Here is a 12,587-nt window from a genome sequence, read left to right on the forward strand (position 1 = left end):
ATTGTTAGCGCTGACTTTAGCGGGAAACAAATCCGACGAAAGAAATTCCAAATTTCGGATTGGATACAATAGCTCCTTTAAAATAAGGAGAAACACTGTAGTCGGTCGGGGTGCTAAATCCATGCTTTAGATGCCCCTGAACACGTGTCCAAATCGGAAATTCGCGTGACTTGGCCGGCAAAAAGCGTCAATATACGCCAGTAGTGGAATTATCGAATCGACGGCAGTTTTTTTGATTTTCTGTCGCATCTCATGAGTTGAAATTATTTACCAGCTTCGAGGCGAGAACTGTCCGTTCCACTTCCATTGAAGCCAAACTAGGTCTGATATTTTAAGGAGCCCCAGATTTGGCTTGCCGTTTGTCGATTCCGAAGGGGGGAGATAGATGAACGAATTGGTCAGGCGCGATGCTTGGGCAGGTTTAGTTGAACGTATTTATAGTGCTGCAATTGAGGGTGATCCTCTAAACACTATTTTGGAGTGTGTAACGAGTACGATTCAGGATGTACCTGCGGTAATATTTGGTGCCGATACAGTTAACTTTGCCAATAACTTCCTGCTTCACAGGGGGTTATGCACCGAGGCGGTTGTTCTTCATGTGAACAACCTCACGGTCGGCAACCCTTGGCTGGCGGCGCAATGGCGCCAACCAGTTGGCGCAATCTATCAGGATAGCGATTTACTCAAAGCAGAAGAATTGGACGCCTGGCCCAAGGCCAAGCAGTGGTACACCATGTTGGGCCAGAATACGCGTGCCACCGGCATGGTCATCCATCGGCGTAATAACAAGCAGCTGGTTGTCGAGGTACGTTATACCCCTGCACAAGAGACACGCGTGCGTCGGGCAATTACCGAGATGTTTGAGCGGCTAGGGACGCATTTTGTGCTGGCTGCGCGTATGCAGTGCATGCGGCGCGAGTTTCCGATTGAGGCGCCCATGTCGACGTCTTTGTTGGAGCTTTCGAGCCTTCCTATCTTAATTATTGATTCCGATGATCGTGTTCGTAATCTGAACGAGCGCGCACGAATAATGGCGAGCAAGATGGAAACGTTTTTCATCAGTGCCGAACAAGAGTTCCACGCCATGGATCTGGTTTCGGAAGCGGCGTTCAAAACAGAACTCCATGCGCTCGTATCGGGATCACGGCGTATATCCAAGGTCATCCCATTCTGGAATAGTGATCGTTCAAAGCGCGTTTTCATTGCTTTGGCAAAACTAAGCGGAGGTAAAAATGAGGGCGGTTGCCCCAATCAGAGCTATCCCGCACGCCGCGAGCAAATTGCGCTTATCATCCAAGATGTTGACGAAGAGCTTGAATTGACGTCAGATACATTATGGACGGCGTTCAGGTTATCGAATGCAGAATGTGATCTCGCTGTCAGGCTCCTTCGGGGGCAGTCCATCGGCGAAGTCGCTTGTGCGAACGGTGTCTCAAAACAGACGCTCAGAAATCAACTGAGCTCAATTATGAGGAAAACATCAACTTCGCGGCAGTCTCAACTCGTGTCATTGTTAACTAAACTGGCCGTCGCTCCGTTGTCGTAATACCTCGAACGGAGTTTGTAATGAGAAGATCAATATTATTAGCGATCGCGATTTCGAGCAGCACTTCAGGCGTATTAGCCCAAGAACAACCCCTCACACTTACCAACGCTCCGCTCGGCATGAGTGGCGAATTTGGTCTAGGTAATATCGGCCAGACTGGTGAAACCGATATGCAAGGTGTGCGTGTCGGGATTTCGGGCGCGTATCGCTTGCGAAGCACCACGGACTGGCCGTTGATCCTTGAATTCGGGATTGCACGCACAACTGCCGAGCGAGAGGCGGTCACGCGTCGCAATACATCCGCCGGTGCGCCATCATTGGTGACGACACGCATTAATCCGACTGGCACAGCGGATATCAGCACTGATCTGAATTCTAGCGGCAATTACTCTGAGTCCGAAGTCGCCTTTACTGACAATACGAACGACGGCGCGACTATATTCAACTCGACATTCTCTCCTTCGACAGGGCAGTCATCCGTATTCGCGTTTTCAACGACCGAGGCTGGGGGAGGGATATCCTCTGTTGTTGCAGACGGGTTTGAGGGATCCGCAGGAGCAACGGGAGCGTTTTTTGATGAAACGGGGGCGGTGCTGCTATCTTCGGGGCAGAATGGCGAGACAACGCTTACGAATAAGTACCGTGAATCTGTCGGGCTTACGGATGCGGGTATTCGCCTAAGTACGGTGATGCAAATGGGGAATGGCTGGAACCTTTCGCCGCGCGGCGGGCTTGTGCTGCAAACCTTTGATCGCACTACCTCGTCGATTAATACACTGGATACAGAGGACGGGTTCGAGACGATAAACCCAACGCCAGATATCTCCCTCGCGACCTACACGGGGCTTGAGTCTAACATGAATGGGCTGTCGATTGGCCTCGGAGTTTCCAAAACGATCTTCTCAAAGTGGAACCTGTCGTTGTCCGCAGATGTCGGGGCGATGCATCGCGAGTCGAGCTATTACGTCCGCGAGGCGGTATCCTATAACAATACACAGGTGATGGCCATTAAGGGCCCAAGCCGAAGGGTGACAGGACAATCCAATCTGGCGCGAATTTCGATGGGGGTCTCGCATCCATTGCGTAACGGAGGGATTTTTTCGGTAAGGGCGTTCTCTGATCTGACGACCGACGTGCCATATCTCTCGGTAACTGAAACGGGCAATACCTCCGCAATCAGAAGCGGGTCGCAATCGTCTATTGATGTCGCTGGAGAAGAAAACCGAATCTACGAATTGAAAAACGGCCGCCTAAGAAACTCAGGAGTGTCCGTTGGCCTCGTGTTCCTGTTTTAGGATGCGCTAGGCTTTTTTATAGTCACAGATCACCTCGGTATCGCCCGAGATAACTTGGAGTTGCGCAAAGTATGTGTGCCCGGCAGGGGCGTTGACGCTGATGGAGCCAATAATTTTCTCTTGGCTGGGACTAACCGCAAAAAGCCCGCGTTGCGCGGTGCTTGAGTTACCTGATGCGCTTTTGCGAATGAGGTTGAAGCTATAACTTCCCGAGAGTTCGGCATCCGCCCAAACGACACCTTCAAGCCGCAGAATACCTGCTTCTTTCTGGCCGCGAATTTCGCAATGGATATGGCGGCCCGTCGGCGTTTTGGCTTCGGCCTTGTCGAGTACGCTTAGATAGATTTTGTCAGCGTTAGGCAGCGGTGACATGGGTAGAGCCTCCTGAGGAAAACAAAATAAAGCAACCGCCATGAGTAACGATGCGGGTGCAAACAACTTCTTCCAATGAGCGTCACCAAACCGTGTACATTCGAGTTTTTCCGGCATGACCAAATCCCCTAGCGCTTGTGAAGTAAGAGGAGTGGTCAGTTAAATAAGCACCCCTCCACTGGTTTGTGTTGTGACGTCATTCAACATCAAGTTCAAAGGTCGTGGACGAAAATCCGTTCCCGCCAGTTCCGCTGAACGAGCCTGTGTACTTGCCGTTCGCTTGAATGCTTCCGTACCCCAAATTGCTGCCGGTTTGGACAACAGTGCGTGAGAATCCGGTGCCCCATTGAGCGACCGCGGCGGCATTGTTGCGCCCCATCTGTACGACTGTGGCGCCATTGCTCGAACCGAGCTGCGCGATCATAGAGGCGGCATCGCCGGATTGATACGTAATGGCCGTGTTGCCTTCACCTATTTGAATGACTTCTGATGAGTTTTGGGCATTCGCTGCTGAAGCAAGGCACAACAAGAACGCTCCGAGTGTAATCTGTTTCATGGAAAATCTCCTGATGAACAAAGGACAAAGGCACCGTAAGAGGAACAGCAAATACTGTTGAATGTTCCTCTGCCAGTGCCTGGATAATTGTCAGACTGGACGGTTGTACGTGCCATCACCATTCCAGCCGCCGCGAACGTAATTCGCTCGCGGCGTTGTCAAAATATCCTATGGGTGTGGGGACACACCATCTTGTTGCATTGTCACAGAGACGTTGCCAATACCAACCTGGTTGGTTGAGGCCTGATGCCCTGTACCGGTTTGCAGTGTACCAGAGAGGTTGTAGTGGCCAGCTTGTGTTGTGCTTGAGCCATTGAAGTAGCCGAGCTGAACTGTGCCAGAAGCGTTGTCAGTACCGTTTTGACCAGTGTAGCTACCGTTAAAGGCCCCTCCTTGGCCAGTGAACGAGAAGTTTGCGCCAGACTGCTGTGTGAGCTGACCGTTACCTACGCCCCACTGCTCAACAATCGAAACATTCTGAGCAAATGCAGAGCCAGCAACAAATGAAAGTACCGCAGCAAGAGATGTAATTGTCTTTTTCATGTTATCCTCCAAAAATTAAGTTCTGCGTAATGCAGGTGGTAAGAAATCTACCGACACAGTGACGTTACGAACTCGGTTTGGCTGGGTCATGATCGCAAACATACCGCTAAATAAATAATCAGGCGCCATTTCTAACGAATGGGGGATGTGAGCGTTAACTGTATGTTTGGAATGAATATTTATCCCTATGACTGGATCAAATGCGCCATTACTTGGTGCGTTTGAGCGTGCGGGAGCTAGATGAACTATAATGATAGTAGATTTGAGCCATGAGTTAGTATGGATGCACTATATTCTCGCTCATCTAGGACGAGGCGTAACCGCGTAAATGGGTCATTGCATACCTCATGTATACTTGTATTCTAGTTTGGGTGCGAGCAGGCGCAATCGAATGAGCGAGGGAATGAGATGAAGCAAACGTGGCGGTGGTTCGGTCCGAAGGATTGTGTCCAAATTCATGAGATCGAACAGGCGGGCGCAACAGGTGTTGTCAGCGCATTGCATCACATTCCCAACGGCGAGGTCTGGACGCTTGATGAAATCAAGAAACGCCAACAAGAAATTGGCCGTCGCAAGGATGGCTCGGCGTCTTTGCTTACATGGGATGTCGTAGAGAGCCTGCCTGTGTCAGAGGACATCAAGAAACAGGATGGCGATTTCGAAAGGCATATCGAGAATTACAAAACGAGCCTTCGCAATCTGGCAGAGGCGGGAATACGAACCGTTTGTTATAACTTCATGCCTGTCCTCGATTGGACACGAACGAACCTCGCGCATCGTCTTGGGAACGGGGCGACCTGTATGCGGTTTGACTTGATCGACTTTGCAGCGTTTGACCTCTTCATCCTAAAACGGGAAAGGGCCGAAGCTGATTTCCCAGCCGAGGTCGTAGAACAGGCCCGCGAACGTAACAGCAAAATGAGCAACGATGATCGTAGGGCGCTTATGTCGAATATCGTGATGGGGCTGCCCGGCGCCAATCAGGAATTGACGTTCGAAGACTTTGCCGAGCTTCTTGCCGTCTATACGGATATGACATCCGAGAAGTTAAAGTCGCACCAATACGCGTTTCTTAAGGAAGTGATACCCGTTGCCGAAGAAACCGGATTGCGGCTTTGCTGTCACCCCGATGATCCGCCGTTCCCATTGCTTGGGTTGCCGCGCGTTATGTCGACCGAACAGGATTACGCGGAACTGATCGACGCGATTGATAGCCCCGCGAATGGTATTACCCTGTGCAGTGGCTCGCTTGGAGCGCATCCAGAAAACGACCTTGCAGGGATGATGAAGCGTTTGGGGCATCGGGTGCATTTCCTACATTTGCGCAACGTTCAGCGAGAGCAGGAAGTGACGCCGTGCTCATTCTATGAGGCTGCGCATTTAGGTGGCAGCACGGACATGGTTGCGCTTATCGCTGCGGTACTGGCTGAGGAAAAACGTCGCAAGGAAGAAGGTCGAGAAGATTGGTGCATCCCGATGCGTCCCGATCACGGGCATGAAATGGTGGACGACTTCAATCGCCCTCAGCAGCCCGGATATCCCGTGATTGGCCGCTTGCGCGGATTGGCGGAACTGCGGGGCGTGATTACCGCGCTATCGTCTGATTACGCCACACTACCGACCGCGCGAGAGTAAGCACAATGACCCAATCCCCAGAAAGTAACGTGAAGCCCCTAGAGTACACCCCGTCCGATCATGACGTCGGGATTGTGCATCTGGGCATAGGTGCGTTTCATCGCGCTCACCAAGCGGCCTATACGGATCGGGTGCTAGCCGAAATTGGCGGCGATTGGCGAATTACAGGCGTTAGTTTGCGCAGCACGCAAGTTGCGGATGCATTGAACGCTCAGGACGGGCGCTATTGGCTGGTGACGCGCTCTGACCAACAAGGTGGCGCACCCGAGTTTCGAGAGATCGGATCCGTGGCAAACGTGCTGGCGAACCAATACGGGACGGCTCCTATCATTGATGCGCTGGTGAATTCGAAAACCTGCGTCGTGAGTCTGACAATCACCGAGAAGGCCTATGGCGTTGACGTGGCCACAGGTAACCTAAATCCAGGTGATCCGCAGATTTCACATGATCTGAGCGATCCTGAAAATCCAACAGGCGCGATTGGCTTGATAGTGCACGCGCTGAAATTGCGCCGCGCAGCGGACGTACCTCCATTCACTGTTATGTCCTGTGACAACCTTCCGCATAACGGCGCGATTGTCCGTGCCGCTGTGGTGGAGTTTGCGAAACGAGTTGATCCGGATTTGGCGGTGTGGATATCCGAGAATGTCACCTTTCCCGCAACCATGGTTGACCGCATTACCCCTGCCAGCACCGATGCGTTATTGCAGGAAGTTGAGCAGGCCGTTGGAGCCTGTGATAACGCGGCCGTTGAGACAGAGCCTTTTTGCCAGTGGGTTATTCAGGACGATTTCTGCAATGCGCGCCCCGAGTGGGAACGTGTCGGCGCGCTGCTCGTGCAGGACGTAGAGCCTTACGAGAAAATGAAACTGCGCATGTTGAACGGCACGCACTCTATGCTGGCTTATGCGGGATACCTCTCTGGCTGCCGATACGTGCGCGACGTTATGGCCGAGCCAGACCTCGCGGTGTTGGTTGAGGCGCATATGAAGGCGGCAAGCGCCACGCTCGCGCCGCTTGAGGGGTTGGATTTTGCTTCCTACACCCAAGAACTCCTTCGACGGTTCCGTAACCCGAATATTGCGCATGAAACCTATCAGATCGCGATGGACGGCTCTCAGAAAATGCCACAGCGCATCTTCGAACCCGCTCTTGATGCTCAGAATTCAGGGGCGGATACACGTGCGTTTGCATTCGCGACGGCAAGTTGGCTCAGATATACGTCAGGGAAGCTGGATTATGGCGAGAGCTTTGCGCTCCGCGATCCAAGAGAAGCAGAGCTGTTGGCCGCAAACGCCAAGGGTGATGAGAGCGCAGAGGGTATCGTCGCGGCGGTATTTGCGCTTCCGAACTTGGTGCCCGCGGCATTGGCCGAAGGGGAATTTGCGGAAAATCTGCGCCAATACCTCGACGAAATAATGCACAATGGAATTAAAAGCGCGATTTTCTTCGCTGCAAAACAGGTAAAATAAGCCTTTTATCGTTTTCTAAATTTTATTTCATCTAGCGGACATTAGACAAATAAAGAGGGAGCCTAAGTGTAGTCACATCAAAGATTAGAACTTCTGAAGGAGACGGAAATTGTCTTTTCTAAATATGTCGACTGCACCAAAAACTATCTCACGCGTTGCGGCGCTTTCGGCCACTACCTCTGTGATGTGTCTTGCGAGTGCTGCATTTGCCCATGATGGACCGCACCTCGAAGATATGGTCGAGCAGGTGTCGCCCTCAGTGGTAACGATCCTCGCATCTACAGACGCCAAGCCTGTTGCATATGATGAGCGGGGTGGATTTAGGAACTCGCCGTTCGAGGAGTTTTTCCGCCAGTTCAGCGGCCCTCGTGGCTATCCTGAGCAACACGGTCAGACACAACCACGCAACGGGTTGGGTTCTGGCTTTATCGTCGAAGCGGACGGATGGATCGTGACAAACAATCACGTCATCGAAGGCGCCGACAATGTCACCGTGCGCCTGAGTGACGAACGCGAATATGAGGCCGAGGTGATCGGTGTCGATCCAAAAACGGATATCGCGCTGCTGCGGATCGAAGCAGAGGATGCGCTACCTTATATTGAGCTCGGCGACTCTTCGGAAACCCGTGTGGGCGAGACCGTCTTTGCGATGGGTAACCCGTTCGGCCTTGGTGGAACTGTAACCCAAGGGATTGTTTCAGCCAAAGGTCGCGAGATATCGCAGGGGCCTTACGCTGACTTCATCCAGACCGATGCGGCGATCAATAAAGGCAACTCTGGCGGACCTCTCTTTAACATGGAGGGAGAAGTCATCGGTGTGAACTCGGCTATCTACTCACCAAACGGTGGTTCGGTCGGTATCGGGTTCGCGGTATCTGCGAATATCGTTGCGGATATCGTCGATGACCTAAAGGACGACGGTCAGGTTTCGCGCGGCTGGCTCGGAGTGAGCATCCAGCAGATCGATCAGGACATGGCAAATGCGCTGGGCCTTGATGAACCACAAGGTGCTCTGGTGGCTGACGTCACACAAGACAGCCCGTCAAGCGGCAAGCTACAACCCGGCGATGTCATCCTTGAGTTTAACGGGGACACATTGGACGCGTTGAGCGATTTGCCGAAACTGGTTGCTGCAACGGATACCGGCGAGGAAGTGGATGTCAAAGTCCTCCGCGACGGTAAGAAGAAAACTGTATCTATAGAAATTGGCACTCTGCCTGACCAAGATGTGGTTGCCCAAACTCACGGAAGCAACTCTAACGCCTCGGATTCGCTTGGCGTAACAGTTGCGCAACTCACAGACCAAGCACGTGCAGAGCTTGGCTTGGATCAGGACGCGGAGGGGGTTGTTATCACCTCCATGAGTGCTAATAGCGTGGCCTCTAATGCGGGGCTGCGTGTCGGGGATGTGATTGTACGTCTTGGATCGCAAGAGATTTCAGCTCCTAGGGATCTTGATAGAGTCCTTGAGGCACATGGTGATGCGCCCGCGATGATGTTGATTAATCGTCATGGCTCGCAGGTGTTCGTCGCCGTTAAGGTCGCCTAATCCCCGCCGTTCGCATATTCGTGCGCATGGTTGCGGACGGCATCTAGAGGTCGGATTTATTCCGGCCTCTTTTTTTGTATGCGTGGCCTAAGCTTGCAACGTCGGGCTTATGTTGCTTAATTGCAGAAGAGCATTCGAGAGACATTCATGGCCCGAAAAATCCTGATCGTAGAAGATGATGCCGAAACGCGCAACTACCTCACCAAGGCACTGGGCGAGGCCGGGTTTGTGGTTGAGACCGCCGCGAACGGCAAGGATGGTTTGTTTCTGGCTATTAGGAATGAGTATGATCTCATCCTTCTGGATCGCATGTTACCCGAGCTGGACGGTCTGGCGGTTCTCAAGTCTCTTCGTGCGGCGGGGAATTCTACGCCAACTCTTATGTTGACTGCCATGAGCGCGGTTGAGGAGCGTGTGCGCGGGCTTCGGGAGGGGGCGGATGATTATCTGGTGAAGCCTTTCTCTTTTGATGAACTCTCCGCTCGGATCGAAGCGCTACTGCGTCGCCCCAAGGATCAGGCCGAAGAGCACACGTTGTCCTGCCGTGACCTAGAGATGAACTTGGTTGCCCACAAAGTTGAGCGCGCGGGTGTGACGATTGAACTTAAACCGCGTGAGTTTCAGTTGCTTGAGTATCTTCTGCGGCGCAAAAATCGGGTGGTTACACGGACGATGTTGCTTGAAGGATTGTGGGACTATCATTTTGACCCTCAGACCAATGTGATCGACGTACACATGGGCAAGCTGCGGCGCAAAATCGATGGCCCCGATCAAGTGCCTCTTCTGAAAACGGTACGTGGCGCGGGCTATATGCTCAGTGACGAGGGCTAGATGCCTATGTTCCAGAGTTCCCGCACACGACTTATCCTTGCGATTTCCGTTCTTAGCGTCTTGGTCGCAGCTGCGATCCTTTCGGTGTTTTATTGGACAAGCTCAACAATCCTTGAGTCCGAGACACGCGGCGTTGTTACCGCAGAGCTTGCGGGGCTTGAGGACGATTATAGCCGTTTGGGATTGATTGGCCTTGCACGAGCAATCGAGCGGCGTATGGGCGACGCGAGCGAACGCGACGCGGTCTACTTACTTACCGATGCGTTTGGACAGACTATAACGGGGAACCTCGGTGCGTGGCCGCCGACCGTTCAGGCAGGGAAGGGCTGGGTAGAGCTTGAGCTTTTTCGAACCGACAGCGACAAGCGGGTGATGATCCTCGCGGCGTCGCTTATTCTAAGCGACGGAGAGCGGCTCCTTGTGGGGCGGGACTCGGCTGCGCGGCAAAGGTTTGAGCGGGCGCTGCTTCAGGCCGGCATACTTGCGCTGGGCATGGCAATTGTTCTTAGCTTGGTACTTGGATGGCTGCTGACGCGGCTGGTTTATAGTCGCGTTGCCGATATTTCTCATACAGCCGAGGATATCATGTCGGGTGAATTCGGGCGCCGTATCCCGACATATGATCGCGGCGACGAATTTGACCGCCTGAGTGCCACGCTTAATACCATGTTTGATCGGATAGAGGCATTGATCGGCAATCTGCGCACTACGACCGATAGCCTTGCGCATGACCTGCGCAGTCCTCTCACGCGCCTCAGGGGGCAAGTGGATATCCTTCTGAGACCTGATAGCTCCGAGGATGAGAAATTCGAAGCGGCACAACGCGCGCAGGGCGAGATTGACCACGTCTTGCGTGTATTTACCGCCATGACAGAGATATCGCGCGCCGAAGCGGGGCTGGCGAGATCAGAGTTTGCACCCGTTGACCTTGAGGAGTTGGCAGAGGATGCCGTGGACCTCTATGAACCAGTCGCCGCCGAACAAGATATCGCGCTTACTTTTGTTGGGAGTTCCGCTGTTATCCAAGGGAGCGCCCCGATGTTGGCGCAGGCAATATCGAACCTGATCGAGAACGCGTTGACATATACGCCAAAGGGCGGCGCGATTATCGTCACGCTCTCATCCTCTAAGAACCAAGTATGCCTGACCGTCGCAGACAACGGCCCCGGTATCGCCGCCGCCGATCTTGAGCGGGTTAAGCAACGCTTTGTCACCTTGGATGATAGCCGCAGCAGCCGAAGCACCGGCCTTGGCCTTGCGCTTGTGAATGCAGTCGCCAAAATGCACGGTGGCGACCTTGCCCTATCCGATAATGCCCCTGGTCTGCGTGCAGCGCTCTGGCTTGCTTCCCGAAACGACTAGCAACAGGCGATCTACCATGCTCATTTATGGTGGCTCATCTTGTCTCCGAGTATTTTCGAGGCGTTGAAACAGATTGCGCGACGCGTAATGACCCATTCGCACGATCATTTTCTTGCTCGCCCGAACGGGGTGTTTTTTGACTTTCAGCAGGGCATTAGCTGTGATCGACAACCTCTTGGAAAAAACGCCTTTTAACGACTTGCGATAAGCATTCGTATGCTCAGAAGTTTTGGCAAGTATTGCGGCAGATGGTACTGAAGCGTACGCAATTAGATGCGGAGTATTTGGGGGGCGATGGTTGCGATCGACCCTCAAATGAGCGCGCGGTTGGCGCATTCAGCTTATTCTAACGCGAACCTCATAACGATCAAAAAACCCAGTTTTCCCTTATGTTTCCCAGCGGGTAAAAGCCGAGGACAATGACGTTTTCGTATTAATAGGGCGCGTCCTACCGGACAAGGGTGTTCAGGCTGTCGCGCAGGCCGTGCGTGCGCGGGCGTGCCGGAGGTTCTTGCGCCAATTCGAACTGCGAACTACTCGATGCTCGTCGGTCATCATATGGGCGGGATGAAACGGATGATCGGCGGCTTCCCCGAGGCGTCGGCGTTTGGGTTCTTTACACTTGGATTGTTTGGGTTCTGGCTGCGATATCTTATTGTACGCGGGCGTTCGAAACTTGCATTCTGGGCGCTCGTGGCGACGGCGCTTGTGCTGCTGCGTTCGACTTCTTCGGCGGCCTACGTCGCGATCGTTGTGCTTGTTGCGTTGATGGGGGGTGCGGCGCTGTTCGGTGGGGTGAGCGGCGAGATTCCTAAAAGCGGCGCGATCATTACGGTCTGTGCGCTCGGTGTTGTGTCCTTCTTTGCCCTTGCATCGTTCGCAGCGTACCAGTTTCTACCGCCGGTCACTAATTTCCTTGATAATGCGGTATTTGATAAGATCGACAGCCAATCGGGGGTTGAGAGGATGAGTTGGAACGCTCAAGCGCTCACGAATTTCGTGGATACTTACCTATTGGGGGCGGGCCTCGGAAGCATACGCGCTTCGAATTGGTTGATCGCCTGTTTGGGCAGCATCGGCGTGATCGGGACGGCGCTATATCTGATGTTCCTGTATTCGGTGGTTCGCGTGCCTGTTCCGAGAGGGGATATTGACGCTAGGGCCCTTATTTCGGGGCTAAAGGTTGGACGCATTGCGCTCTTTATTTCTGCAATGTTGACGATACCAACACCGGATCTCGGCATATTCTTTTTCGCTCTCGCGGGGTTGATTGTGGGACTCTCGCGCGGGCTGGTGATGGCGACGGCCAGCACCCCAGTATTTCATCGAAACCCAAGGCAGCTTACGTCATTCGCCCAAGGAAACGGGCGTAAAACAATAATTTGACCCGTTATCAAATTCGAGGTCTATTTAATGAAGCAAAGGG

The 12,587-nt window shown here is 53.1% G+C and carries 11 protein-coding genes; 8 read left to right on the top strand and 3 right to left on the bottom strand.

Going from position 1 to position 12,587, the window contains the following annotated elements; translation table 11 throughout:
• Positions 1–385: 385 nt before the first annotated feature.
• Complete coding sequence (locus ACFE33_RS06630; RefSeq protein WP_380058307.1) at positions 386–1,546, top strand: helix-turn-helix transcriptional regulator; 1,161 nt, start codon at positions 386–388, stop codon at positions 1,544–1,546.
• Between the two features lie 20 nt (positions 1,547–1,566).
• Positions 1,567–2,841, top strand: coding sequence for a hypothetical protein (locus tag ACFE33_RS06635; RefSeq protein WP_380058308.1), 1,275 nt, complete (start codon positions 1,567–1,569; stop codon positions 2,839–2,841).
• 6 nt (positions 2,842–2,847) lie between these two features.
• On the opposite strand, the gene csgH is transcribed toward ACFE33_RS06635, so the two are convergent.
• The 3 genes from csgH to ACFE33_RS06650 form a co-directional block, all read right to left on the bottom strand.
• Complete coding sequence (gene csgH / locus ACFE33_RS06640; protein WP_380058309.1) at positions 2,848–3,213, bottom strand: curli-like amyloid fiber formation chaperone CsgH; 366 nt, start codon at positions 3,211–3,213, stop codon at positions 2,848–2,850.
• Between the two features lie 196 nt (positions 3,214–3,409).
• Positions 3,410–3,769 (bottom strand): hypothetical protein, encoded by a 360-nt coding sequence (locus ACFE33_RS06645; protein ID WP_380058311.1) that lies wholly within the window; start codon positions 3,767–3,769, stop codon positions 3,410–3,412.
• A 168-nt stretch (positions 3,770–3,937) separates the two neighbouring features.
• Positions 3,938–4,312, bottom strand: a complete 375-nt coding sequence (locus ACFE33_RS06650) for a hypothetical protein (protein ID WP_380058313.1) — start codon at positions 4,310–4,312, stop codon at positions 3,938–3,940.
• A 408-nt stretch (positions 4,313–4,720) separates the two neighbouring features.
• Between ACFE33_RS06650 and uxuA the strand changes: the two genes are divergently transcribed.
• The 6 genes from uxuA to ACFE33_RS06680 all read left to right on the top strand — a co-directional run bounded on the left by uxuA (position 4,721) and on the right by ACFE33_RS06680 (position 12,547).
• Positions 4,721–5,947, top strand: coding sequence for a mannonate dehydratase (gene uxuA / locus ACFE33_RS06655; protein ID WP_380058315.1), 1,227 nt, complete (start codon positions 4,721–4,723; stop codon positions 5,945–5,947).
• A gap of 5 nt (positions 5,948–5,952) precedes the next feature.
• Positions 5,953–7,419: a mannitol dehydrogenase family protein gene (locus ACFE33_RS06660; protein ID WP_380058317.1), complete on the top strand. Its 1,467-nt coding sequence runs from the start codon at positions 5,953–5,955 to the stop codon at positions 7,417–7,419.
• A gap of 109 nt (positions 7,420–7,528) precedes the next feature.
• Positions 7,529–8,968: a Do family serine endopeptidase gene (locus ACFE33_RS06665; RefSeq protein ID WP_380058319.1), complete on the top strand. Its 1,440-nt coding sequence runs from the start codon at positions 7,529–7,531 to the stop codon at positions 8,966–8,968.
• A gap of 147 nt (positions 8,969–9,115) precedes the next feature.
• Positions 9,116–9,799, top strand: coding sequence for a response regulator transcription factor (locus ACFE33_RS06670; protein WP_380058321.1), 684 nt, complete (start codon positions 9,116–9,118; stop codon positions 9,797–9,799).
• Positions 9,800–9,805: 6 nt separating this feature from the next.
• On the top strand, positions 9,806–11,161 hold the full coding sequence (locus ACFE33_RS06675; RefSeq protein ID WP_380058323.1) for a sensor histidine kinase: 1,356 nt from the start codon (positions 9,806–9,808) through the stop codon (positions 11,159–11,161).
• Between the two features lie 498 nt (positions 11,162–11,659).
• Positions 11,660–12,547 carry a hypothetical protein gene (locus tag ACFE33_RS06680; protein WP_380058325.1) on the top strand — a complete coding sequence of 296 codons (888 nt, stop codon included), beginning with the start codon at positions 11,660–11,662 and terminating at the stop codon, positions 12,545–12,547.
• Positions 12,548–12,587 lie beyond the last annotated feature (40 nt).

Source organism: Falsihalocynthiibacter sp. SS001, from assembly GCF_042445055.1.
GTDB lineage: Bacteria > Pseudomonadota > Alphaproteobacteria > Rhodobacterales > Rhodobacteraceae > Falsihalocynthiibacter.